A 24,681-nucleotide genomic window follows, 5' to 3' on the forward strand; every position below is an offset into this window, starting at 1 on the left:
GATGGACAAGACCTATCAGCTGGTTTTAGATCAGAGTACATCCGGTACCAAGCTCTTACTGTTTCAAGAAGGGAAAATCCTGCAGCGTTACGATAAAAAACATCGCCAAATTTATCCAAAAGTCGGGTGGGTCGAACATGATCCCCTCGAGATTTGGCAAAATGTCCAAGAATTGCTGGCACAAGTGTTTCAAGACCAAGCGATCACTGCAGATCAAATCGTTTCCTTGTCATTGACCAATCAGCGGGAAACGATCGTTGCTTGGGATCGATTGACCGGCAATCCCCTGTACAATGCGATCGTGTGGCAATGCAACCGCAGCGCCGCGATTTGTGAAGAATTGACGGCACAAGGCTGGGAAAGGACGATCAATCAAAAGACTGGTTTTCGCTTAGACCCGTATTTTTCTGGCACCAAAGTGAAATGGTTGGCCCAAGAATTATCGGCCATCAAGGAAAAGTCGGGGACTGGCGAATTGGCGATCGGTACTATGGACAGTTGGCTCCTGTGGAATTTAACGCAAGGGAAAGTATTTGCGACAGAAGCCAGCAACGCTTGCCGAACATTGTTTTACAATATTGAAGAGGGCCGTTGGGATGCAGAGCTCGTCAAACTTTTTGGCATCCATTTAGCAGACTTGCCAGCGATCAAACCTGCTGATACGGTTTTCGGTAGCTATCACGGAATCCCTATCAAAGGGATCTTAGCCGATTCACAAGCGGCATTATTCGGGGAAGGTTGTCAAAGCCTTGGGGATGTAAAAATCACGATGGGCACCGGTTGTTCGATCATGATGCAAGTGCAGCAGGAGCAGACGTTGCGGGATCGCCGCATTTTGACGACGGTCGGCTGGCAAACTAGCCAGGAAACAGCATTTGCGCTAGAAGGCATCATCCGTTCCTGTGGTGACGCCATCAACTGGTTCAGTGAGCAAGTGGCTCCGCTGCCAGATGTAGCTGAGATCTGTCAAGAAGTGCTGACCAGTGACAGTCAAGAAGACATCTATTTTATCCCAGCATTGCAAGGAATGGGTGCCCCATTTTGGGATAATACGATGACCGCCAGCTTTGTCGGCATGAAACGCACGACGACGACTCATGAGCTGTTGAAAGCCGTGTTAGAAAGCATCATTTTTCAAATCAAAGCAGTGATCGATGTGATGGAAGAAGTCGCTGAACGACTGATCAATCAGGTAATGATCGATGGCGGTGTTTCGAAAAACCGCGCCTTGATGAGCTTATTGGCGACTTTGATCAATAAACCCGTCATCGTCAGCGAAGTCGAAGAATTTTCAGCCATCGGCACGATGCTTGTTGCCAATCCAACCATGAATGAACCAGCTATTCAACAAACCACGATCGTTCCGCAAGCCGAACAGGCCGTGATCCGTTTGAAATATGAAAAATGGAAACGGTTCATTGAGAAGTCAGCTGCTTTTAGTGAAGGATAGAGGAGGAACTATATGGAGACCCAACGAATTCAACTGAATCAAACGGCTTACGTGGCTACCTATTTATTGCACCAATCCAAAGAGTACAATTTCGGCAAGAAACGACCGCTAGTGATCGTCTGTCCAGGCGGCGGCTACGCCTTTACCAGTGATCGAGAGGCGGAAGTCATTGCCTTGAAATTCAATAGTATCGGGCTAAATAGCGTTGTTTTATGATACACCACCGGTGACCAAGTGAAAAACGTTCCCCACAACGCCTTGATAGAAGCCGCCCAAACCGTCAAAATCATTCGTGAGCATGCTCTAGAATGGTTGGTGGATGAGGAGCAAATCATTGTTTGCGGTTTTTCAGCAGGCGGACATCTAGCGTTGCAGTTAGCGACGCGCTGGCACGATGCTGAGCTGGCAGAAGCATTGGGCGTCAGCAGTGACTTACTGAAAGTGAATTTGGCGATCGCCGGCTACCCATTGGTTTATCAAGAGCATGCCTTCCCAATCGATGAGCTAGGCTTTGCCGCTAGTCTGATCGAGACACCTTTAACTGCCAACGAGCGCTTTTTTGGGAGTAAACAACCGACGGAAGAAGCCATTCAATCCATGAACATTTTGCATCATGTCGATCAGTGGACACCTCCGATGTTTCTCTGGCATACGACGGAAGACGTCTTAGTCGATGTGGCACACTCGTTGAAGCTGGCGGTCAAATTAAGAGAAGCAGAGATTCCATTTGAACTGCATATTTTTGAAAAAGGCGAACATGGACTGGCATTAGCGGATCGAACAACGGCACGCAAGCCAAGTCACCTCAATACCCATGTCGCCAAATGGTTTGAGCTGTGCGAAGGCTGGCTCAGTAGTTATATTGATTAATAACCGCCAGTGCACAACTTGTGCCGATGAAAGGAGAGCTCCACCGTGAAAATCACCGTAAACCAAAACAAACGCACCTTATTGCGAGACGGACAGCATTTCTTTTATTTAGCCGATACTTGCTGGAGTACTTTTACTAGTATTCAAGAAAATGACTGGATCACCTACTTAGACAAACGCAAAGAGCAGGGATTCAACACCCTTCAAATCAATGTGTTACCGCAATGGGATCGCAGCCGTGGTCAATTTGACTGCTTGCCGTTTCCCCTTGATGCGGGTGTCTTTGATTTTACGGTTTTGGAGGATGCCTATTTCGAACGGGCTCAGCGTCTTTGTAAAATTGCCGATGAAAAAGGGTTTACTTTAGCATTGGTTGTCTTGTGGTCAAACTATGTCGCTGGCACTTGGGCTAGCCAGTTGGACAAAGAACGCAACGTGTTGCCGGAGGATTGCCGCCAGGCTTACTATCAAAAAGTGATTAAGACGTTTGATGCCTTCCATCCGATCTACTTTATTGGTGGCGATACGGACTTCCCAACTCAGCCAACCATCGATACGTATCTAGAAGCCTTTGTTTTCTTTGAAAAGCATTCGCCCAGTACCCTGAAAACGATTCATATCAAGGGACGTTTTGAAGAAATCCCTGAACCTATCGTCGAACATTTGGACTTATTTTTATATCAATCAGGTCATAACAGCGCCTTTTTGAATATGCCTTATTATTTGGCAGAGCGTTTTTATCAACGAGAACCGCAACTGCCGATCATCAACTCAGAACCTTGCTATGAACAAATGGGCTATGCCCGTCACGTATACGGTCGATTTGGTCAAAAAGATGTCCGCAAAGCAGCATGGCAATCATTGTTAGCCGGCGGCTCGGCTGGGATCACGTACGGTGCCCACGGCATCTGGAGTTGGCAAACCCCGACGGCAACCTTTGCGGAAGAAATCGGGGAAGCGTTTGACCGTCCGATGATTTGGCCAGAAGCTTTGTCTTTTCCTGGGGCAGATGATTATGGCTTTATCAAGCAATTATTTGAATTATTAAATATTCAGGAGCTTGTGCCTTGCCAAGAGCGCTTGATCGATGCAGATGAACAGATTCGTATGGCAGCTATCGCAGGAAGGAAGGATGCCTTGCTTTACTTGCCAAGCAATACAACAGTTCGCCTGCAAGGAGATCTTTCTACAGCGACCGTCACATTGATCGATTTGAACACCAATCGTTTCTTGAAACCAAAACTGACAGTTACTGATGGTATCACTGTTTTCCATCCCCACAATTGTCACGAAGATGTATTGTTCGTCATCCAAATAAAGGAGTGAAAAGAAAATGGATAAATATATGGATAAGGTATTAGTATTTGCAGATAAAATCTCCAACAATCGGTATTTAAAGGCAATTTCAAACGGGTTGATGGCGACGCTTCCGATCAATATTATTGGTTCGATCGCCTTATTGTTAGCAGTTTTGCCGATTCAAGGATGGACAGACTTTATCAATTCGATCAATATTGGCGGCTATTTTTCCGTCGGTTACAGTATGACCGTCGGGGTTATCTCAGTGTACGCTTCCTTTCTGGTCGGTCACCGTTTAGCGACAGAATTTAAGCAATCGGCGGTTCCTGCCGGCATCGTTTCACTGTTTGCCTTTTTGATGATGACGCCAATGGTCACCTTGGAGGAAACAACGACCCTCGACATGAGCAAACTCGGCGCTCAAGGCTTGTTTACCGCTATGATCTGCGGCTTAGTCTTTGCTCGTTTGTACTGCTTTATTTTAGAAAAAAATATCGCCATCAAAATGCCAGCAGGCGTGCCGCAATTTGTGACGGATACCTTCGCCGGTTTGATTCCAGCAATTATTTCTGGGTTTACCGCGATCGTCATTAGCTGGGCATTCAGTTTTACTTCTTATGGCTCATTTTCAGATTTCATCTATCAAATCTTGGCAATGCCGCTGCAAAGCTTGTCTTCTAGTGTCGGTTCGTTGCTATTTATTGTACTGATCCAAATGGTGCTATGGTTCTTCGGTATCCATGGTTCGTTGGTGGTGGGTAGCTTTGTCACCGCTTTGTACTTACCAATGGATGTGGAAAATATGGATGCTTTAGCTAGCGGTGTTGCTCGTTCCGAGCTGCCGAATATTTTGAGCAAGTCGTTTTATGATTTGTTTGCTGGTATTGGTGGGGCTGGGGGAACATTGTCATTGATTATCGTTATTTTGCTGTTAGCGAAATCAAAACAATCACGGACAGTTGCTAACCTAAGTGCCGTTCCTGGATTGTTCACCATTAATGAGCCGGTGATTTTTGGCTTACCGCTGATTTTAAATCCAATCATGGCGATTCCGTTCATATTAACACCATTGGTTCAAGTGCTTGTGGCGTACCTAGCGATCTGGAGTGGGATCGTCCCACGACTTAGTGGCGTACAAGTTCCCTTTGGCACACCGATTTTTCTAAATGGGTTTCTAGCTGGAGGCTGGCAGGTCGCAGTTCTACAAGTCGTTTGCGTTTTGGCAGGCTGCTTGCTGTACATTCCTTTTGTTAAAGTCTTAGATAAAGGAAAATTAAAAACCGAAGCAGAAGCAGCGCAAGCGGAGGTTCAAACTGAAAGTATCGATGCAACGGGGGAAACGGTTTAAAAGAAACCGATTTTATGATGACAAGCCAATGAGTTAGTGCTATAGTTAAAGAAAGAAAACCCACGTGGATTGTTACTGACTCGATCAGGCAAGACCTAAATAAGAAAGCGCTCTTCTCGTTTTAGCAGCGGCTCTTATTTAGGTTTTTTGTTTTTTATCGGGGATTTTTCAGTAATCAGCTAGGTAGGTTTATCAAAAGAAAACAAAAGGAGAACGAGCAAATGGCAAAATTTCCAGAAAATTTCTTATGGGGCGGCGCGACCGCAGCGAATCAATTAGAAGGGGCGTTCGATCGCGATGGCAAAGGCTTGTCAGTGGCGGATGCAATGCCTGGCGGCAAACAGCGTTTAGCGATCTTAGGCAGTGATACGTTTGATTGGACGATCGATGAGGACAAATACACCTACCCAAATCATCGCGGGATCGACCATTATGACCGTTTTAAAGAAGACATTGCGTTGTTTGCAGAAATGGGCTTCAAGAGCTATCGTTTTTCCATCGCATGGACACGTATTTTTCCAAAAGGCGATGAAACGACACCAAACGAAGCTGGGCTAGCATTTTACGATGCGCTGATCGATGAATGTTTGAAATACGGGATCGAGCCAGTGGTTACGATCTCTCACTATGAAATGCCTTTGCATTTAGCCAAAGAATACGGTGGCTGGAAAAATCGAGCGTTGATCGATTTCTATGAACGTTTTGCAAAAGTTGTCTTGGAACGGTTCCACAGCAAAGTCAAATACTGGATGACCTTCAATGAGATAAACTCTGCTTTCCATTTCTCCGCATTGAGTCAAGGAATGGTCAACAGGACAGGTGCCAGCGACTTTACAAACGTGATCCAAGCGTGGCACAACCAATTTGTTGCCAGCAGTAAAGCAGTCAAAATCGGCCATGAATTAAACCCAGAGTTACAGATCGGTTGTATGATCATTTATGCAACGACTTACAGCATTGATGCGAACCCAGTCAACCAAGTGGCGACGATGATCCATAATCAAGCCTTCAACTACTACTGTGCCGACGTGCAAGTACGTGGAAAATACCCATCTTTTACGGATCGTTTGTACAAAGAACACGGCGTCAATAAAGAGGATCTTGAGATTACCGAAGAAGACTTAGCCTTGATTGCTGAACATACTGTTGACTATGTTGGCTTCAGCTACTACATGTCTTCTGCCGTGGATATCACCACAGAAGAAGCCGATGAAGTGCAAGGAAACTTGTTGGGTGGTGTCCGCAATCCATTCTTAGAAGCAAGTGAATGGGGCTGGCAAATCGACCCAGAAGGGCTGCGCATCGCGTTGAATGAACTGTATGATCGTTACCAAAAACCGTTGTTTATCGTGGAAAACGGCTTAGGGGCCATTGATACCTTTAACGAAGAAGGTAAGATCGAAGATGACTATCGTATCGATTACTTGCGCCGCCACATTGAAGCAATGGGGGAAGCGATTGCTGATGGCGTAGACTTGATCGGTTATACGCCATGGGGCTGTATCGACCTTGTCAGTGCTTCAACAGGCGAAATGAGCAAACGCTATGGCTTCATCTATGTTGACTTTGATGACGAAGGCAATGGCACGATGGATCGTTCCAAGAAAAAATCCTTTGATTGGTACAAACAAGTCATTGCAACAAACGGAGAAGAGTTGGCCTAAGTGTTTCGTTAGACTCACGGATGACACAGGATCCGTTATAAAAGAAAACCGATCAACGGTGCGCCTATACAGGTGCATCGTTGATCGGTTTTTTTTTGATATTTGGTTTAACGGGTACGTTCATAGCTGTCTCGTAATAAAGATTGGAGTTGTTTTTCTGATACAGAGCCATCTAGTAATGCGGTGAGCCAATGGTTTTTATTCATGTGATAAGCGGGTAAATAACCGCGACTTTGATTGATGATCGAAACCATTTCGGGCGCTGCTTTGACATCTAAAATCTCGATCATTCCTGTTCCTTCCAGGCCTAATTTCTGCTTTTCTACAGTCATCAGCAAGCCAAACCATTTGCCGCTTTTACGGTGCCGCAAGACTTGGTACTCGGGAAACTTTGCAAATGGATGGTCGATCTGAACATCATTGAAGGTCTGAGCGAAGGCGATCAGACGGTTTTTAAGATCCATGGGTATCCCTGCCTTTTTATAATAGAAAACTACTTATACTATACCACTGTTTCCTCTTATCTAGCGTAACCGTTTCTGATAAAGCATTCGTGCCAAGAACCAGCTCACGACTACGATACCGCCGCACCAGCTAAAGGCACTGATCAAGGTGGTATCTTTCAAGTTTAACAAAAGCCCTCGCAAAGAATGGATGATCGGCGACATTGGTTGGTATTCAGCAAAAATGGCTAACGGGCGCGGCATGGTTTCCGTAGGGACGAAACCAGAGCTTAAGTAGGGCAAAAGGGTGATCAAGACAGTAAACAAGGTAGCTGTCTCGGGGCTTTTGGCGATGAGACCAACCAGAACTGAGACCCAAGTAAAAGCGAAGGTGAAGCAAAAGATCAATAGGAAGGCGAGCCCCCAGCCAGCAACTGTGGCTTGAGGGCGAAAACCGATGACCATGGCAACGATCAATACGACCAAGGTACTGATCAAGCTCCGAAGGGTCGCGGCGAAGACATGGCCGTTTAAAAAGGCTGAGTTAGAAATATTCAAGGTCATCAGCCGTTCCACCATGCCGGATTTCAAATCTTCCGTCACCGTTACCCCAACGGAGGAGGCGCTTTGGGCGATACATTGGACGAGAACACCAGGAACGACAAAATCGACATAAGAGGTATCACCGACGTTCATGGCTCCCCCAAAAACATAGACAAAGAGGATCATTAAAATCGCTGGGGTCAAAATTCCACTTAGCAAAGTCTCCATACTGCGAATCGATAGCAAGAGATTGCGCTTGAATAAGGTGTTGGTTTCTATAATTGCTTTCATTGGTTTCCTCCTTGGACAAGTGTTAGAAAAATATCCTCTAAAGAAGCATTCTTTTGATTAAAACTGGTGATGGTGATAGGTAGTTGATTGAGTTCCTGCAACAGCGTGAAGGAATGCTGGAAGTCTTGACTGACGGGGAATGTCAGAGAGAGACTGGAATCATTGACTTGCAGCGGAAAATTAGACAGATGCTGACGCACGGTCTGTAAGTGTTCTTTCGTCAATACGCTGATTTCCATCGTTTGCGAAGGGTGCAGTGCTTTGACTTCCGTTGGTGTTCCTTGCAAGATGATTTTCCCTTCATGCAAGATGGCGACTTGGTCTGCTAAAAATTCAGCTTCTTCTAGGTATTGGGTCGTCAGGAAAATCGTTCGTCCTTGAGCAGCGATCTCTTTGATCATGTGCCATGTGGCTAAGCGGTTTTGCGGGTCTAACCCGGTCGTCGGTTCATCCAAAAAGAGCAGGTCAGGTTCGCCGATAAAACTCATGGCGATGTCTAAGCGTCGTCGCATGCCACCAGAATAATTTTTGACTAGTCGGTTGCTGGCATCCACCAAATCAAAACGCTCTAACAACTGTTGGACGATCAACTGTTTGTTTTTGACATGGCGCAAGGCAGCAATCATCAGCAAGTTTTCTCGACCGGTCAGTTCTTGATCGACGGCGGAAAATTGCCCCGTCAGACTGATTTTCTCGCGAATCGCTGCTGGATCTTTGGTCAAGTCGATCCCATCGATCAGCGCGGTTCCTTGGTCAAAAGGCAGGATAGTGGACAAAATTTTGACTAGAGTGGTTTTTCCAGCGCCATTTGATCCTAGTAAGACAAATACTTCGCCAGGAGTGACGTCAAAAGTGACCTCTTTCAAAACGGTTTTGTCTTTGAAGCTTTTTTGTAAATGTTTCACGTGAAGCATTTTCTTTTTTATATGGGTATCCATAGCTTTTCCCTTGTTTCTATAAGATAATTCAACTATAAAGGCTCTTTGGGAAAAGCAACTGCTTATTTCAATATATTGAAAAAGAAGGTGAAAAAATGAACAATTATGGTGCGACAGTGAAAGAGCTTCGCAAAAGCAAAGGCTTGCTGTTGAAGGAATTAGTGGATGAACAATTGTCGATGTCTTTGTTATCGCAATTTGAAAATGGCAAAACGACGATTTCCTGCGAACGATTTCATCGTTTGCTAGATAAACTAGAAGTGAGTTTTGCCGAATTTCAGCTGCTACATACGGGGGAGCATCATTCGGAGGCTCAAAAGCTAATGGTTGACTATGTCCGTTCGATGGGGATCGAATCCATTGATGAAGTACCTAAATTAAAAAAGAAATATCAAAAGCTGACCACGTACTTTCAACAGCATTACTCCTTGGAGCTGGACCACTTCTTACAACTGATCCGTTTTGACTACTTGATGAAAGCGGAGCTTTTTAAAGGGGTGCCCATCGAGGAGGCTTACCTGAAACACAATTACTGTTTGGACTCTGCCAAGCATTACTTGCTGAATACCGATACATGGGGTGTTTATGAGCTGCGGCTGTTTGCCCGCGTAGCAATTTCGATGGAGCCAACTTTGCTTTGGCGCTGCTTGACGATCGCCATCAAAAAGAGTCAGCGCTTTGCAAAAATCCCCGGCAACAAAGATATTCTATACAACACCTTTGAGACGGTGTTTTCCGTCTTTGCTGTTTTTGATGAGGCGGATTATGCGGAAAAAACCTTCCATTTATGGCGAGATCATGTTTATGAAAAAGAGCACATTGAACAAGCGGTCTTTATGCCGTTTTTTGAAGGCTGGACATGTCTATTAAAACAAAATAAGGCACAAGCGGCGGACTTGATGCAACAAACGTTAGATCAATTGGAAAGATTAGGCATGAAGAACACGTTTGCTATGTATCAATTATTAAGCACATCTGTATTGAAGGAAGAGTTTCCAGGGATTTTATTGAGTGATCCATTGCTTTCTGAAGGAACCCGTTTTGGCTGGGAGTAGCTAGAAAAAGCTATATTCCGCTGATGAAAGCGCCTTATGTTTAAGAATCGGAGAGGAAGTGATTAAAAATCAGTAAATGCAAGCAATTTGCTTCTTTTTTACTGATTAGAGGAGTATATTCGAAGTTGGAATTTTTCTTTCTTTAGAATTATTTTAATGCACTTTTTTATGAAATAGGAGGATGTAGGATGGATATTGTGACACTAGCGCGAATCCAGTTTGCGATGACGACGATTTTTCACTTTTTCTTTGTACCGTTTTCGATCGGAACTGGTGTCGTCGTTGCAATTATGGAGACACTTTATGTGATCAAAAAAGATGAAAAATATCGCCGGATGACGAAGTTTTGGGGAAATATTTTTCTATTGAGTTTTGCTGTCGGGGTCGTGACAGGGATCATTCAAGAATTTCAATTTGGGATGAACTGGTCAGACTATTCTCGTTTTGTCGGGGATATTTTTGGTGCGCCCTTGGCTTTGGAGGCTTTGTTGGCGTTCTTCTTAGAATCGACGTTCTTAGGATTGTGGATCTTTACATGGGATCGGGTCAGTCCGAAGCTGCACGCCACCTTTTTCTGGTTGGTGACGCTTGGTTCGATGCTATCGGCGTTTTGGATCTTAGCTGCCAATAGTTTTATGCAGCATCCAGTGGGGTATACCTTAAACAATGGCCGGGCAGAAATGACTGACTTCGGTGCATTATTGGCAAATCCACAAGTGTGGTATGAGTTTTTACACGTGATCACCGCAGCCATCACGATGGGCGGGATCATTGTTGCCGGTTTATCAGCCTTTCGTCTATTGAAGAAAGACAAAGACATTGACCGCGACTTCTTCAAAAAATCAATGCGGATCGGTTTTGCGGTGGCATTGTTCGGTTCATTCACCGTCTTACTAGCCGGGGATGAACAAATGAAATACTTGGTTGAAGAACAACCAATGAAATTTGCCGCAATGGAAGGAACTTATGAAGATACCGGGAGTCCTGCAGCTTGGACTGTCGTTGCTTGGGCGAATGAAGCGGAGCATCACCAAGTCTTCGGTATTTCGATTCCATATATGTTGAGTATCTTAGCCTTCAATGAACCCTTCGGCTCAATCGATGGGATGGATACGGTCAATCAGCAATTGATTGAAACCTACGGCGACCGTAATTACTACCCGCCGGTCAACACACTCTTTTGGAGCTTCCGGATCATGGCTGGTTTTGGTGCCTTGATGCTGTTGGTTTCTGGTCTGGGGTTGTATTTTACGCGTAAGAAGAAACCGTGGCTCTTTGAAAAACGCTGGCTGCTTTGGGTAGTGGCGATCACTTTGTTCACCCCATTTATTGCCAATACAGCTGGTTGGTTGATCACGGAGTTAGGACGTTACCCATGGACGGTTTACGGCTTGTTTACGATCGAAGATAGTGTGTCACCAAACGTTTCCGTGACCTCACTCTTGATCTCAAACATCGTTTACTTCCTCTTGTTCTCTGGCTTAGGTGGAACGATGGTCTATCTTGTGAAACGGGAAATGGATCATGGACCTGAAAAAGAAGCCTTTGGTGAAATCAGCCAAGGAGACAACCAAGATGGGTACGAAGACCCATTTGATAAGGAGGCGTTTGAAGGATGACCGGTCTGCAATTACTATGGTTCACGTTGATTGGGCTTTTATTTTCTGGCTTCTTCTTCTTAGAAGGGTTTGACTTTGGTGTGGGGATGTCTGTGCAGACATTGGCTCACAATGAAGAGGAAAAAGACCAGATCGTTAAAACGATCGGGCCTGTCTGGGATGGCAATGAAGTGTGGCTATTGACCGCTGGCGGAGCGATGTTCGCCTCGTTTCCATACTGGTATGCTTCTTTGTTCAGTGGTTTTTATTTGATTTTGTTATTGATCTTAGTCGGGTTGATCATTCGCGGTGTTTCCTTTGAGTTTCGAGCGAACTTCCCGAAAGAACACAAAAACATTTGGAACTGGACGTTGACGATCGGCAGTACGATCGTACCGTTTTTCTTCGGTCTGATGTTTGTCAGCATGATCCAAGGAATGCCTTTGGGTGAAGATGGCAACATGACGGCAACCTTTACGGATTACGTCAATCCCTTTTCAATCGTTGGCGGGATCGCGTTGACCTTGTTGTGCTACTTGCACGGATTAAACTATATCGCTTTGAAAACGGAAGGTCCGATTCGGGCACGGGCACGCAACTATGCAAGTATTTTTTATGGCATCTTATATGCAGGCTTAGTCGTCTTTGCTGTGATGCTTTACTTCCAAACGGATTTCTTTGAGAATCATTTTGCGACAACGCTTGGTTTGTTGCTGGTGATCGTTGCACTGACACTGATTGCAAATATCGGCGTCTTTAAAGGCAAAGAAATGATGGCTTTCATTGCGAGCGGCTTGACGTTGATCGCTTTGGTGGCATTGATCTTCACAGGGTTATTCCCAAGAGTCTTGATCAGTTCGATCGATTCAAGCTATGACCTGTTGATCGCTGATGCGTCTTCAAGCCGCTACACATTGAAGATCATGAGTTATCTTTCACTGACGATCTTGCCTTTCGTCTTGGCCTATACGGCTTGGAGTTACTATATCTTCCGTAAACGGATCAGTCATACGGAGGCGTTGGAGGGGTATAAATGATTGATAAACAAATCATGAAGCTCCCAGGAATGAAACAACTTTTAGGGCTGCTTGCGGGACTTTCGTTCCTGCAGGCGCTCTTCATTATTGGGCAGGCGTATGGATTGGCACGTGCCATCACTGGCTTATGGGAAGGACGACCATTAGAGGAACAGTGGGGCTGGATTCTGCTGTTCTTTTGTTCGTTTATCGCCCGACAAGCTGTTATCTATTTCCGTTCCAAAAGACTCGATGATTACAGTTACCAGCAAGCCGCCGATTTGCGGGATCAATTGTTGGAGAAATTGTTTCGGGTCGGTCCTCAGATCGCACAACAGCAAGGGACTGGGAATGTAACAACGATGGTCTTGGAAGGGATCAATCAAGTCGAAAACTACTTGAAATTGATTCTTGCCAAAATCATGAATATGTCGATCATTCCTTGGGTCATTTTGGCACTCGTTTTTTATCTGGATTGGGAATCGGGCTTGGTCTTGCTGTTGGTGTTCCCCTTGATCATCATTTTTATGATCATCTTGGGCTATGCCGCCCAAAGCAAAGCGGAAAAACAATACCGAACCTTTCAATTACTGTCCAATCATTTCATCGACTCCCTGCGAGGGATTGACACGCTGAAATTATTTGGGGTCAGTAAAAAATATGGCAAAAGTATCTTTGCTTCCAGCGAACGGTTTCGGAAAGCGACGATGGCTTCATTAAAAGTCGGTATTTTATCGACCTTCGCCTTAGACTTTTTCACGACCTTATCGATTGCCGTCGTGGCAGTCTTGCTAGGCTTGCGGCTGATCAATGAAGGAATCTTGCTGTTTCCGGCGTTAACTATCTTGATTTTAGCACCAGAATATTTCTTGCCGATCCGCGACTTTTCCAGTGATTATCATGCAACCTTAGACGGGAAAAATGCGATGACTGCGGTGACGGAGATCTTGCATCAGCCGGAAGCCCAAGTACCGGCAGTAACGGTGCCTCGTTGGCAGGAAGACGCCCAGTTAACGATCGATCAGCTGGCGTTTTCCTACGAGGAAAAAGCGGCTTTGACGGATATCAACTTGAACGTGACTGGCTTCAAAAAGATCGGGATCATCGGTCTGAGCGGTTCTGGCAAGTCTACCTTGATCAATACTTTGAGTGGCTTTCTCGTGCCAGACAGTGGCGAGATCACTCTCGGAGGGGCCCAAACCACGGCCTTTCGCCAAGCAAGCTGGCAAGAACAGCTGATCTATATTCCGCAAAATCCTTATATCTATCGGTTGACCTTGCAGGAAAATATCGCGTTTTATCAGCCGACAGCTACCAAAGAAGCCGTACTGAAAGCCATTGAAGTGGCAGGCTTGACTGAGCTTTTGGCAGAGCTGCCGCAAGGGTTGGACACGATGTTAGGAGAAGGGGAACGGCATCTAAGTGGTGGGCAAGCCCAACGGATCGCTTTAGCCCGTGCCTTTTTAGACCAGCAACGAAAGATTCTTTTGTTTGATGAACCAACGGCTCATTTGGATATTGAAACCGAAGTGGCCTTAAAGGAACGGATGCTGCCGCTGATGGAAAACCGGTTAGTCTTTTTTGCAACCCATCGCTTGCACTGGATGGAAGAAATGGATGAAATCATCGTGATGGATCAAGGAAGAATCGTGGAACAAGGAACCTTGGCACAATTGCAGCAAAAGCAAGGTGCTTTTACAGAACTAGTCAATGGAATGAGGAGGGAACAGCTTGAATAAAATCGGCTTATTGCGCTCATTGAAAACTGATACGTGGGTCAAGCCTTTCTTGTCAAAATACAAAAACGTTTTGGCGCTGGCCTTATTCCTAGGCTTCTTGACCTTTTTCTGTGGTGGGGCACTGATGTTTAATTCGGGGTACCTGATCAGCCGCTCGGCGTCGATCCCAGAAAACATTCTATTGGTTTACATCCCCATCGTACTGACCCGAGCGTTTGGGATCGGCCGTCCAGTTTTTCGCTATTTGGAACGGTTGACCAGTCATAGCTGGGTCTTGCGCATGACTTCTAATTTACGATTGAAACTGTACAACGTAGTAGAAAAAGATGCGATCTTCTTTAAGCAAGCGCATCGCACGGGGGATATCTTGGGCTTATTGGCAGAAGATATCAACCATATTCAAAACTTGTATTTGCGGACGATCTTTCCTACTGTGATCGCTTGGATCTTGTATGCGTTCTTAATCATTGGACTCGGCTATTTTTCTTGGTGGTTTGCTTTGGTGATGCTGCTGCTATTAGGGATCATCGTCTTTGTCTTGCCACTTTGGTCGGTGATCATCAATGGCGCGCGGCAAGAAAAGCAAAAACACATGAAAAACAACTTGTATACGACACTGACGGATAATGTATTAGGGGTTTCTGATTGGGTCTTCTCTCAAAGAGGCAGCGAGTACGTGGCTGCCCATAAGGAACTGGAAACGCAGTTGCGGGCGGTGGATGAACAGATGCTGTCCTTTGATCGCCGGCGTGATTTTCTTTTACAAAGCATCTTTGGGGTGATCGCTGTCGCATTGCTACTTTGGACCAGCATTCGCTTTCCAGGTAACCACGGAGGAGCAGCCAACTGGATCGCTGCCTTTGTCCTGTGTGTCTTTCCTTTAGTTGATGCATTTGCGCCATTACCGTCTGCTGCTCAAGAAACCAATCGCTACAAAGACTCTATCGATCGCTTCAATGCATTGCCAGAAGAAAATCGCCAAGTCTCCATGGAGCAACCGTTAGTACCTGAAGTGACGGGCCTCGTGTCGATCACAGTCAAGGACTTGCATTTTCAGTATCCTGAAGGCAAAGAAGTGCTTCATGGGTTGGATCTAACGATTCCTGCGCATCAAAAACTAGCGATCCTTGGTCGCAGCGGTTCTGGGAAAAGTACCTTTGCCTCCTTGTTGCGAGGCGATCTGCAACCGACGCAAGGGTCGATCACCTTAAACGACGTGCCTGTGACGGCATTGAGTGAGTCGATCAGTGACTTGATCGGTGTCATCAATCAAAGTCCCTATCTTTTCCATACGACCGTCTTGAATAATATTCGGCTAGGCAATGAGTCGGCTTCGGAAGAAGAAGTCTGGCGCGTACTGGAGCAAGTCGGGTTGAAAGAAATGGTGGCAGCTTTGCCTAACGGCTTGGCGACGATGGTGGATGAAGCCGGCTTGCGTTTTTCTGGTGGAGAACGGCATCGTTTGGCCTTGGCGCGGATCTTGCTAAAAGATACTCCGATCATCTTATTGGATGAGCCAACCGTCGGCTTAGATCCGATCACGGAGCAAGGCGTACTTGAAACCTTTTTCCAAGTGCTGGAGAACAAAACGATCATTTGGATCACCCACCACTTGCAAGGAATTTCGATGATGGACCGTGTGCTCTTTATTGAAGATGGTCAGTTGACCATGAGCGGAACACCTGCCGAATTGGCAGCAGAAAACAAACATTTTCAATACTTATTGGCCATTGACCAAGGACGACGATAAAAAAGAGCGTCCATCAATCAGTGATGGACGCTTTTCTTCTCATTGCTGTATGGCTCAGTAATTGCGCTGCAAGAGCAGTTCAGTTAATGAACGAATTTTGGCTTTGCTAGGTGCTTCTGGCAGTAGATCGATGTCGTCTAAGGCTTTTTGCGTGTAGGTGACCGCGAAAGCACGCGCTTTTTCGACACCACCGTAACGGACGACAAGATCCGCAACTTCTTGGGCTTCTGCCAAGGAGAGTGCTGCTTTTTTATTCAAATAAGGAGCGAATGCTGCAGGTGCCTGTTCTTTGGCAAATAGCAGCGGTAAGGTATAGACCCCTTGCGCCAAATCTTCTAGAATCGGTTTTTTCAAGGTGCCGCTATCAGAGGTGTAGTCGAGAATATCGTCGAATACTTGAAAGGCGATCCCGATGTTGCGACCGATCTCACCCGCCCGTTCTTGGTTTTCTGTATCGAGGCCGCCAAAATGAGCGCCTTCGAGACAAGCGAGCCAAAACAGTTCAGCGGTTTTGCCGTTAATGCTTTGCAGATAGTCGTCAATCGATTCATGGATGTTGTAGCGAGTGTGCATTTGATCAAGTTCACCTAAAAGGAGCCGTTTCATGGCTTGTGCGTTGGTTTTTAAAAACGGGGAGCCATTCATGCTTTCGATCAAAAGCTCAAAAAATTGGGTGAACAAAAGATCACCCGTGTAGACCGCGATATCCTTGCCATATTTGGCTTGAACAGTGACTTGACTACGCCGCAGCGGCGAATCGTCAATAATGTCGTCATGGATCAAAGTGGCCATGTGTAAAATTTCTAGAGAAGCAGCAATTTTTGTTAATTGGTCGGTTTTTTTATAATGGGGATCACCTAAGTCAGCAAACAAAAAAAAGAGCGCTGGCCGCAGCATTTTTCCACCTGAATAAGTAAAGTCGATCAAAACATCTTGTATCTCTTTGTTACGAACAGTAACGTGTTCTTCAATGATGGAACATACGGTTTTCAATCGTTGTTCGATCGTCGGATAATCGATCCAAAAGTCAAACATAGTATAACCCTTTCTAACAGTCATTCAGCCCTTATTCTAGCGTAAAGGGGCGTGATTGACTAGTTTAATGCACTCACTAAAGGAGGTGAAGTTGTGACGCTACCTGTATTTTTAGAACTTGTCGAATTTAAAGCAAAAACCGCCAGTATTTTGCCATTTTTCATTGGTGTCTGCTACAGCTGGTACAATTATCAAACGATTCATCTTGGCTATGTCTTATTGTATTTCATTGCCATGCTGATTTTCAATATGGCGGTGGATATTTTAGATAACTACAACGATTACCATCATGCCACAGAAGGGCATGATTACAAAGAAAAAACCAATATCATTGGTCGGGAACAGTTGTCTGTCAAATTGGTTTTTTGGTTGATGGTCTCCATGATCATCATTTCCGCCGCTATGGGGATCGCCTTGGCAATGGTAGTTGGCTGGCCGCTCTTTTGGATGGGGCTGTATTGTTACCTAGTCGGGATCTTTTATTCCTCTGGTCCACGGCCGCTTTCTAGTTTGCCTTTAGGCGAGTTCTTTTCCGGCTTTACGATGGGCTTTATGATCTCATTGATCTGTGTCTATCTCAATGCCTATCAAACCTTTGAATGGAACATTGCCACGATTGGTAGTATTTTCTTGATCTCATTACCCAACACATTATGGATTGCCAACTTGATGCTGGCAAATAATATTTGTGATTTGGAAGAGGATGAAAAAAATGAGCGCTATACGCTGGTGCATTACCTTGGTAAAGCCCGTGCGTTGAAATTATTTATCGCGATGAACGTCTTGGCGTTTGTTGCGATCATTGCCTCAGTTGCCCTCAACATTGCGCCTTGGTCACTGGTTCTGACCTTTTTCGCGGCGCCCTTTGTCTGGCAACAGACAAAACGATTTATGCAAAAACAAATCAAAAGAGAGACCTTCATTTGTGCCGTTCGGATCCTTGCGGTCGGAGCATGCGTACAAGTGCTGAGTTTTGCGATTGGTTTGATTTTATAATTTTTACAGCAAAGAAAGGAAGTAAGGAAACATGAAGGAAGTTGTCATTTTAGGAGCAGGTTATGCTGGATTGCGAGCATTGCACGTACTGCAAGGAGCAAAAGAAGCGTTTCACATCACATTGATCGACAAAAACGATTATCATTATGAGGCAACCGATCTTCATGAAGTTGCGGCTGGTACGCAACCAAGAGACCGCATTTGCTATCCCATCAATGATGTCGTTCGTCCCCAAAAGACGAGCTTTGTTCAAAAGGAAGTGGCGTCGATCGATCGTAACCAGCAAGTGATCGTTTTTAAAGATCAATCCACGTGCACGTATGATTATTTGATCGTGGCGTTAGGCTTTGAATCAGAATCATTTGGGATCCCTGGTGTCGAGGAGCATGCGTTGGAAATGGTGGATGTCGACTCCGCAGAAAACATCTATCATCATTTGTTGAAACAAATGAAGGCATACAAAGAAACACAAAATCCTGACTACCTAAAAATCGTTGTCTGCGGTGCTGGTTTTACCGGAATCGAATTGCTAGGTTCATTGGTGGAAAACCGTAAAACCTTTGCGAAAGCAGCAGGCGTCAAGCCAGAAGACATCAAACTGTATTGTGTCGAAGCAGTGACTCGTTTATTACCGATGTTTGATGAAAAACTATCGGATTACGGGATCAAAAATCTCGTTAAATGGGGCGTAAACTTCCTGACTGGTAAACCCATCAAAGCAATCAAACCAGGTGTCGTTGTCTATCAAGATGATGCCGATACAGGAGCAACAGCAGAATTATCAGCCAAAACCATCGTTTGGACCACAGGCGTTAGCGGCAGCCATGTGATGGCTGAATCAGACTTTTCTGCTCGTCGGGGTCGTGTGATGGTCAATCAAGACCTAACAGACCCTGATCATAGTAACGTCTATGTTGTCGGTGATGTTTCAGCAGTCATGGACCCAGCGACCAATCGCCCGTATCCAACAACGGCTCAAATCGCTTTGAAGATGGGGCAGCATGCGGGTAAAAATATCTTACGTCAAATGAACGGGGAAAAACCAGCAGATTTCCACTTTGAATCATTAGGTTCAGTGGCGTCGATCGGCAATACCCATGCCTTTGGCTTAGTAGGGAAAATGGGCATCAAAGGCTATCCCGCTTCCGTGGTGAAAAAAGCCATTATGGACCGTTCCTTGTACCAAACTGGTGGGGTCAAAGAAGTATTGGCGAAAGGCCGCTTCGACTTTTATCATTGAGCAATAGAAACAGCAGACTGCGAGGGAGACCTCGCAGTTTTTTTCAAAAAAAGCAGTGGCGGCATCCCGCAGACTACTTTTTTCTCCCAGAAACTGCTATGATAGCCAAAAGAAGAGGACAAAGGAGCAAGGACAATGCCAGAAGGCCAACGAGTGTTACAGGGAATGGGAACGGTGATCACGATTTGGGTGCAGCATGAAACCCCAGAAGTGATCTTAGAGGAAGCTGCTCAAAGAGCTGCGGCCTTTGAACAGCGATTTAGTGCCAATGACCCGACGTCTGAGTTGATGCAGATCAATCAGCAGGAAGGACAAGGAGCGATCGCCACCGCACCGGAATTGTTTGAATTGATCGCACTAGGGAAAACCCATAGCTTGCCAAAAGATAGCTACTTAAATATTGCCATCGGTCCTTTAGTGCAGGAATGGCGGATCGGGTTCCAAGATGCCCATCTACCAACGCCTGAGAAAATCGCGGAGCTGCTGCCAAAGACTGATCCTGCCAAAATCGTTTTGGATGAAGCGTTGCAAACCGTCGGGTTAGCTGCCGGCATGAAGCTTGATCTAGGGGCTGTGGCAAAAGGATATTTTGCTGATTTGTTGATGACGTATTTCAAACAGGTTGGTGTCGCAGCCGCTTTGATCGATCTTGGAGGCAATGTGATGACTTACGGCGATGCCCCGAGCCATGCTGATGGCTATTGGCGGATCGGGATCCAAAACCCTTTCTTACCGAGAGGGAATTTTGTCGCCGCATTGAAGGTGCGCAATCAATCAGTTGTTACATCAGGGATCTATGAACGAACCTATCAGGTAGCGGGCAAGACCTATCATCATATTTTTGATCGAGAAACGGGCTATCCGTTAGAGTCAGCCATTGCCAGTGTCACGATTCTCTCCGACAGATCGGTTGATGGAGAGATTTGGACGACCCGCTTATTCGGCAAAGAGCCACAAGCCATCTTACAGGAGCTGGCGCCGTTAGAAGGGATTACTGGATTAGTCATTACCAAACAAGGTGAATTGATCTATCCGCAAGAATTAGCACGTTTGATCGAAACGCCAACAGCAGAATGAAAACAAGCAGCGACTACCTAGGAATATAGGTGATCGCTGCTTGTTTTTGGTAAAAAAGGAAAGCTAGACGTGTTGCAAAAAGGTCTCGATCAAGGCGGCTTCGCTGTTTGACAATGCCCGTTCGGCTTGATGGGCAATAAAATAGGTGAGGGACAAGAGTTCCTCTGGCATTGGATAAAGATTAAAAGTGGTCGCAGTAGCAGCTTGTAGCACGCTTTCTGGTACGATCGCAATCCCAAGGTTGTTTTCTGCCAATGCCGCTGCTGTATAAATATTGCTGCTTTCTATGAGAACGATCGCCTCTACTTTGTATTTTTGCAGCAATTGATCGATTTGGCGCCGAATCGCCGAGCCGCTGGCGGTCAAAATCAACGGACTTTGCAGCAAGTCTTTGACAGCCAATGAATCAGGTGCTAAATACCGCTTCTTTGGTTGATACAGGGGAGAACAAGGCGGAATGATCGCTAGATACCGTTCTTGATTGGTACTGTGGACTGTTAGATTCGGTGCGATCGTCTCAGGATTTTGTCCGATAAAAAAGTCCAGCTGCCCATTCAGCAGGCGTCTTTCATTGTGCTTGGGCAGGTCTTCCCGCAAGAAAAAGTGCACGTTGGGGTAGTGTTCATAATACGCAGGCAAAAAGAGCGGCAGCAGGTAAGAGCCAAGGCTCGGCAAGATGCCTAAGCGCAAAGAACGCTTCTCGGTCGCGGTATACCAAGACAGCCGACTTTTCAATTTGGCAGACTCTGTTTCCAAGGTTTCCAGATATTGATAATAGATTTTACCAGCTTCCGTCAGTTGAAAATGTCCCGGCAGCCGATTGATGATGGGCGTTCCCAGCTCTTGTTCGGCACGTTTCACGGTTTGCGTCAAGTAAGGCTGTGAAATGTAGAGATCTTTGGCGGCTTTGGTGTAGTTGCTATGCTTTAACAAGGTATCAAGGTATTGCAACATCAGATGGGAATCTTTAAGTACCATTGCGTGGTCCTCCTAATCATTTTTTTCATTATAACAAATTTGTTATCGATGAATAATTAAATAAATATTTCACAAATGAAGAATTCAGTCGTACACTAAATGGGTACTTGGGGAAGATTTTTTTGTTTAGGAAGAAGCCTTTCATCTCAGTAGTTCGTAAAAACCAACTTGAGAAACGATTGAAAAAAGAAATCAAAGCCAATGGTCAAAAACTTTTTATTTATGGTTAAATGTTAAATTATTCACAATTAGGAGAGATGATAATGAAATTGATTGGAATCGTAGGAACCAACTCGACGCGTTCGACCAACCGTCGCTTACTGCAATTTATTCAAAGCCATTTTAGTGACCAAGCGGAGATCGAACTTTGCGAAATCAGTGATCTGCCAGCATTTAATGAACCAGAAGATCGGACGGCACCAGCGGCAGTCCAAGCCTTGTCAGAGAAGATCGAAGCAGCGGATGGGGTGATCATCAGTACACCAGAATACGATCACTCGATCCCAGCGGTGTTAAAAAGCATGATTGAATGGCTTTCTTATACGACGCGCCCTTTGATCGATAAACCAGTGATGATCACGGGTGCTTCTCTTGGTGCACTAGGTTCTTCGAGAGCCCAAGCCCACTTGCGTCAGATTTTAGATGCTCCTGAAGTCAAAGCCCGAATCATGCCGAGTGCGGAATTTTTGTTAGGGCATTCCATGCAAGCCTTCGATGAACAAGGAAACTTGATCGATAACGAAAAAGTTGCCGAACTAGAAGATTGTTTCAATGAATTTGTCTTGTTTGTCGAAATCACGAACCGTCTGGTCAGTGAATATTCAACGGCTAAAGAACGTGCAAAGAAATTTTCGTGGGAACAAGCATAAGAAAGAGAGGAACTAGTCATGAAATTTGTCGGCCTAATCGGAACGAACGCCAAAAAATCGACCAATCGCCAATTAGTGGCGTTTATGCAGCGGGAATTTGCTGCCCTAGCAGAAATTGAACTGCTGGAAATCAAGGATGTCCCAATGTTCAATGAAACACAAGATCAAACCAATAGTGAAGTGATTCAACGGTTAAATAGCAAGATTTTAGCAGCCGATGGGGTGATCATTGCGACACCAGAGCATAACCATTCGATTCCTTCCGCATTGAAAAGCGTCTTGGAATGGCTCTCCTTCAATCTCCATCCCTTTGATGGCAAACCGGTGATGATCGTCGGTGCATCCTACGATGTACAAGGCTCCTCGCGAGCACAGCTGCATTTGCGCCAAATCCTTGATGCACCGGGTGTCAATGCAACAGTTATGCCAGGAAATGAGTTCTTGTTGGGACGTGCGCATCAAGCCTTTGATGAACAAGGCAATTTAAAAGATCAACGAACGATCGACTTTTTGGAAAGCTGTTTCCGCAAGTTCGTTCGGTTTACGGAAGTCGCTAATTTGTTGAACGTACCAGAAGAAGTCGTTTATGAGCCTGGCGAATACACCGTCACAGCACCAGGACATAACGGGGATCTACCAATGGTCGTCAAATTGAGCGAAGAACGGATCGAAGCCATCGATATCGATACGTCTGGTGAATCCGAAGGGATCGCTGATGTCGTTTTCGTACGGATCCCTCAAGAAATTATTGAAGGGCAAACCTTGAATGTCGATGCGATCTCTGGTGCTTCCGTTACGAGTAACGGTGTCGTCGATGGGGTAGCAAAAGCTGTGAAAATGGCTGGTGCGAACCCAGATGTCTTGCGCAAACGTCCAAAAGCCGCCAGTGCTTTGCAAACAGAAGATGAAACGTATACCACCGATGTCGTTGTCGTAGGTGGTGGCGGCGCGGGTCTGAGTGCAGCTGCCAGTGTGCTGCAAGCCAATAAAGACGTGATCTTAGTAGAAAAATTCCCAGCGATCGGCGGCAATACCGTACGTACTGGAGGACCGATGAATGCTGCGGATCCAAAATGGCAAAACGGCTTCTCCGCATTGCCTGGCGAACGCAGTGCTTTAGAAGAAGTGCTGACGATCGATGAACAAGACATCGATGCAGAATACTTGCCAGACTTCAAAGCTTTGAAGGCACAAATCACTGCGTATCTTTCAGAAACGACGCCAGAAAAAGAATACTTGTTTGATTCTGCTTTGTGGCATCGAATCCAAACTTATCTAGGCGGAAAACGCAAAGATTTGAATGGGCAACCGATCTATGGGAAGTACGAGCTAGTGAAAATCTTGACGGATCAAGCATTGGCCTCAGTGAAATGGCTAGAAGAAATCGGCGTAGAATTTGATATGAACAATGTCGATATGCCAGTAGGAGCGAAATGGCGCCGAGGGCATAAACCAGTCAAAAACGAAGGGTATGCCTTTGTCTCTGCTTTGCATCAATTCGTGAAAGAACATGGGGGAACGATCTTAACCGATACGCCTGTCAAAGAATTATTGATCGAAGATGGCAAGGTTACTGGAATCATCGGGGAAGGCCGTAACGGTCAAAAAGTCACGATCCATGCCAAAGCAGTGATTTTGGCTTCCGGCGGGTTCGGAGCGAACACGAAAATGTTGAAACAATACAATACCTATTGGACAGAGATCGAAGACGATATCAAAACGTCAAATTCACCAGCGATTACTGGTGACGGGATCAAGCTAGGGGAAAGTGCTGGCGCGGACCTTGTTGGCATGGGCTTTTCGCAAATGATGCCCGTATCTGATCCAAACACAGGGGCTTTATTCAGTGGGCTGCAAGTGCCACCAGCTAACTTTGTGATGGTCAATCAAAAGGGTGAGCGCTTTGTCAATGAGTACGAAAGCCGCGATGTATTGACCCAAGCGGCGATCGATAATGGCGGATTGTTCTATTTGATCGCGGATGAAGAGATCAAGAAAACCGCTTATAACACGAGCCAAGAAAAAATCGATAAGCAAGTAGCTGCTGGTACGCTGTTCCGCAGTGAGACCTTGGCTGGCCTGGCAGAGCAGATCAATGTTGATCCAGCCGTCTTAGAGGCCACCGTTGCGAAATACAACAGCTATGTGGATGCTGGGAAAGACCCAGAGTTTGGCAAAGATGTTTTCGACTTGAAAGTGGAAAAAGCGCCTTTCTATGCCACACCAAGAAAACCAGCGGTTCACCACACGATGGGGGGATTGAAGATCGACCCGCAAACCCACGTGTTGACGAAGGAAGATCAAATCATTGAAGGGCTGTATGCAGCAGGGGAAGTTGCTGGGGGGATCCATGCCGGCAATCGCTTAGGCGGCAACTCGTTGACAGACATCTTTACTTTTGGCCGGATTGCTGGAAAGACAGCAGTCGCAGAACATCTCGAATAAAAAGCCTTGCGCGTTGTGACTCGTCACGCGCGCTAGC

General features: G+C 45.7%; 21 protein-coding genes. 16 read left to right on the top strand and 5 right to left on the bottom strand.

Annotated elements, in window-relative coordinates; translation table 11 throughout:
* The first annotated feature begins 1 nt into the window (after position 1).
* The 6 genes from CO692_RS08370 (at position 2) to CO692_RS08390 (ending at position 6,631) form a co-directional block, all read left to right on the top strand.
* Positions 2-1,450: an FGGY-family carbohydrate kinase gene (locus CO692_RS08370; RefSeq protein ID WP_096742019.1), complete on the top strand. Its 1,449-nt coding sequence runs from the start codon at positions 2-4 to the stop codon at positions 1,448-1,450.
* Between the two features lie 12 nt (positions 1,451-1,462).
* The gene (locus CO692_RS17905; RefSeq protein ID WP_226818284.1) at positions 1,463-1,666 is read left to right on the top strand and encodes a hypothetical protein; all 204 of its coding nucleotides are present in this window, start codon (positions 1,463-1,465) and stop codon (positions 1,664-1,666) included.
* A gap of 18 nt (positions 1,667-1,684) precedes the next feature.
* Complete coding sequence (locus CO692_RS08375; protein WP_226818286.1) at positions 1,685-2,320, top strand: alpha/beta hydrolase; 636 nt, start codon at positions 1,685-1,687, stop codon at positions 2,318-2,320.
* Between the two features lie 45 nt (positions 2,321-2,365).
* The gene (locus tag CO692_RS08380) at positions 2,366-3,646 is read left to right on the top strand and encodes a DUF4038 domain-containing protein (RefSeq protein WP_096742020.1); all 1,281 of its coding nucleotides are present in this window, start codon (positions 2,366-2,368) and stop codon (positions 3,644-3,646) included.
* A 7-nt stretch (positions 3,647-3,653) separates the two neighbouring features.
* Positions 3,654-4,967 (top strand): PTS sugar transporter subunit IIC, encoded by a 1,314-nt coding sequence (locus tag CO692_RS08385; protein ID WP_096742021.1) that lies wholly within the window; start codon positions 3,654-3,656, stop codon positions 4,965-4,967.
* Positions 4,968-5,188: 221 nt separating this feature from the next.
* Entirely contained in the window at positions 5,189-6,631 is a 1,443-nt protein-coding gene (locus tag CO692_RS08390) for a glycoside hydrolase family 1 protein (protein WP_096742022.1), read from the top strand.
* A gap of 107 nt (positions 6,632-6,738) precedes the next feature.
* Here CO692_RS08390 and CO692_RS08395 read toward each other — a convergent pair whose 3' ends face one another.
* Genes CO692_RS08395 through CO692_RS08405 form a run of 3 tightly spaced genes read right to left on the bottom strand, consistent with a single transcriptional unit; the run spans position 6,739 to position 8,846 of the window.
* Positions 6,739-7,095 carry an MmcQ/YjbR family DNA-binding protein gene (locus CO692_RS08395; protein ID WP_087664744.1) on the bottom strand — a complete coding sequence of 119 codons (357 nt, stop codon included), beginning with the start codon at positions 7,093-7,095 and terminating at the stop codon, positions 6,739-6,741.
* 60 nt (positions 7,096-7,155) lie between these two features.
* Entirely contained in the window at positions 7,156-7,908 is a 753-nt protein-coding gene (locus CO692_RS08400; protein WP_008376673.1) for an ABC transporter permease, read from the bottom strand.
* Positions 7,905-8,846 (bottom strand): ATP-binding cassette domain-containing protein, encoded by a 942-nt coding sequence (locus tag CO692_RS08405; protein WP_096742023.1) that lies wholly within the window; start codon positions 8,844-8,846, stop codon positions 7,905-7,907. Before CO692_RS08405 ends, CO692_RS08400 begins: the two co-directional genes overlap by 4 nt.
* A gap of 95 nt (positions 8,847-8,941) precedes the next feature.
* On the opposite strand from CO692_RS08405, the gene CO692_RS08410 reads away from it, so the two are divergent.
* The 5 genes from CO692_RS08410 to cydC all read left to right on the top strand — a co-directional run bounded on the left by CO692_RS08410 (position 8,942) and on the right by cydC (position 16,004).
* A complete protein-coding gene (locus CO692_RS08410) occupies positions 8,942-9,901 on the top strand; it encodes a helix-turn-helix domain-containing protein (protein ID WP_096742024.1) in 960 nt (319 codons plus the stop codon).
* Positions 9,902-10,089: 188 nt separating this feature from the next.
* Positions 10,090-11,520, top strand: coding sequence for a cytochrome ubiquinol oxidase subunit I (locus CO692_RS08415; RefSeq protein WP_005232838.1), 1,431 nt, complete (start codon positions 10,090-10,092; stop codon positions 11,518-11,520).
* Positions 11,517-12,536, top strand: a complete 1,020-nt coding sequence (gene cydB / locus CO692_RS08420; RefSeq protein WP_016619517.1) for a cytochrome d ubiquinol oxidase subunit II — start codon at positions 11,517-11,519, stop codon at positions 12,534-12,536. The genes CO692_RS08415 and cydB overlap by 4 nt, the downstream gene beginning before the upstream one ends.
* Complete coding sequence (gene cydD, locus CO692_RS08425; RefSeq protein WP_086293526.1) at positions 12,533-14,254, top strand: thiol reductant ABC exporter subunit CydD; 1,722 nt, start codon at positions 12,533-12,535, stop codon at positions 14,252-14,254. Before cydB ends, cydD begins: the two co-directional genes overlap by 4 nt.
* Entirely contained in the window at positions 14,247-16,004 is a 1,758-nt protein-coding gene (gene cydC / locus CO692_RS08430; RefSeq protein ID WP_096742025.1) for a thiol reductant ABC exporter subunit CydC, read from the top strand. Before cydD ends, cydC begins: the two co-directional genes overlap by 8 nt.
* A gap of 54 nt (positions 16,005-16,058) precedes the next feature.
* On the opposite strand, the gene CO692_RS08435 is transcribed toward cydC, so the two are convergent.
* A complete protein-coding gene (locus CO692_RS08435) occupies positions 16,059-17,039 on the bottom strand; it encodes a polyprenyl synthetase family protein (RefSeq protein ID WP_005226544.1) in 981 nt (326 codons plus the stop codon).
* Between the two features lie 93 nt (positions 17,040-17,132).
* Between CO692_RS08435 and CO692_RS08440 the strand changes: the two genes are divergently transcribed.
* From CO692_RS08440 to CO692_RS08450, 3 genes are all read left to right on the top strand, one after another.
* Positions 17,133-18,035, top strand: coding sequence for a prenyltransferase (locus tag CO692_RS08440; protein ID WP_096742026.1), 903 nt, complete (start codon positions 17,133-17,135; stop codon positions 18,033-18,035).
* Positions 18,036-18,066: 31 nt separating this feature from the next.
* Positions 18,067-19,275 carry an NAD(P)/FAD-dependent oxidoreductase gene (locus CO692_RS08445; protein WP_096742027.1) on the top strand — a complete coding sequence of 403 codons (1,209 nt, stop codon included), beginning with the start codon at positions 18,067-18,069 and terminating at the stop codon, positions 19,273-19,275.
* Positions 19,276-19,410: 135 nt separating this feature from the next.
* Positions 19,411-20,352 (top strand): FAD:protein FMN transferase, encoded by a 942-nt coding sequence (locus tag CO692_RS08450; RefSeq protein WP_096742028.1) that lies wholly within the window; start codon positions 19,411-19,413, stop codon positions 20,350-20,352.
* Positions 20,353-20,415: 63 nt separating this feature from the next.
* On the opposite strand, the gene CO692_RS08455 is transcribed toward CO692_RS08450, so the two are convergent.
* On the bottom strand, positions 20,416-21,330 hold the full coding sequence (locus CO692_RS08455) for a LysR family transcriptional regulator (protein ID WP_096742029.1): 915 nt from the start codon (positions 21,328-21,330) through the stop codon (positions 20,416-20,418).
* A gap of 263 nt (positions 21,331-21,593) precedes the next feature.
* Here CO692_RS08455 and CO692_RS08460 point away from each other — a divergent pair, with 263 nt between their 5' ends.
* Entirely contained in the window at positions 21,594-22,199 is a 606-nt protein-coding gene (locus CO692_RS08460) for an NADPH-dependent FMN reductase (RefSeq protein WP_008376652.1), read from the top strand.
* Between the two features lie 18 nt (positions 22,200-22,217).
* Positions 22,218-24,644 (top strand): flavocytochrome c, encoded by a 2,427-nt coding sequence (locus CO692_RS08465; protein ID WP_096742030.1) that lies wholly within the window; start codon positions 22,218-22,220, stop codon positions 24,642-24,644.
* The last annotated feature ends 37 nt before the right edge of the window (positions 24,645-24,681 follow it).

The sequence above is a fragment of the Enterococcus sp. FDAARGOS_375 genome (assembly GCF_002393265.1).
Classification (GTDB): Bacteria; Bacillota; Bacilli; order Lactobacillales; family Enterococcaceae; genus Enterococcus_D; species Enterococcus_D innesii.

Coding starts and splice junctions, on each gene's coding strand:
- CO692_RS08370 (WP_096742019.1), top strand. CDS start 2: ATGGACAAGACCTATCAGCTGGTTTTAGATCAGAGTACATCCGGTACC.
- CO692_RS17905 (WP_226818284.1), top strand. CDS start 1,463: ATGGAGACCCAACGAATTCAACTGAATCAAACGGCTTACGTGGCTACC.
- CO692_RS08385 (WP_096742021.1), top strand. CDS start 3,654: ATGGATAAATATATGGATAAGGTATTAGTATTTGCAGATAAAATCTCC.
- CO692_RS08390 (WP_096742022.1), top strand. CDS start 5,189: ATGGCAAAATTTCCAGAAAATTTCTTATGGGGCGGCGCGACCGCAGCG.
- CO692_RS08395 (WP_087664744.1), bottom strand. CDS start 7,095: ATGGATCTTAAAAACCGTCTGATCGCCTTCGCTCAGACCTTCAATGAT.
- CO692_RS08400 (WP_008376673.1), bottom strand. CDS start 7,908: ATGAAAGCAATTATAGAAACCAACACCTTATTCAAGCGCAATCTCTTG.
- CO692_RS08405 (WP_096742023.1), bottom strand. CDS start 8,846: ATGGATACCCATATAAAAAAGAAAATGCTTCACGTGAAACATTTACAA.
- CO692_RS08410 (WP_096742024.1), top strand. CDS start 8,942: ATGAACAATTATGGTGCGACAGTGAAAGAGCTTCGCAAAAGCAAAGGC.
- CO692_RS08415 (WP_005232838.1), top strand. CDS start 10,090: ATGGATATTGTGACACTAGCGCGAATCCAGTTTGCGATGACGACGATT.
- cydB (WP_016619517.1), top strand. CDS start 11,517: ATGACCGGTCTGCAATTACTATGGTTCACGTTGATTGGGCTTTTATTT.
- cydD (WP_086293526.1), top strand. CDS start 12,533: ATGATTGATAAACAAATCATGAAGCTCCCAGGAATGAAACAACTTTTA.
- CO692_RS08435 (WP_005226544.1), bottom strand. CDS start 17,039: ATGTTTGACTTTTGGATCGATTATCCGACGATCGAACAACGATTGAAA.
- CO692_RS08445 (WP_096742027.1), top strand. CDS start 18,067: ATGAAGGAAGTTGTCATTTTAGGAGCAGGTTATGCTGGATTGCGAGCA.
- CO692_RS08450 (WP_096742028.1), top strand. CDS start 19,411: ATGCCAGAAGGCCAACGAGTGTTACAGGGAATGGGAACGGTGATCACG.
- CO692_RS08455 (WP_096742029.1), bottom strand. CDS start 21,330: ATGGTACTTAAAGATTCCCATCTGATGTTGCAATACCTTGATACCTTG.
- CO692_RS08460 (WP_008376652.1), top strand. CDS start 21,594: ATGAAATTGATTGGAATCGTAGGAACCAACTCGACGCGTTCGACCAAC.
- CO692_RS08465 (WP_096742030.1), top strand. CDS start 22,218: ATGAAATTTGTCGGCCTAATCGGAACGAACGCCAAAAAATCGACCAAT.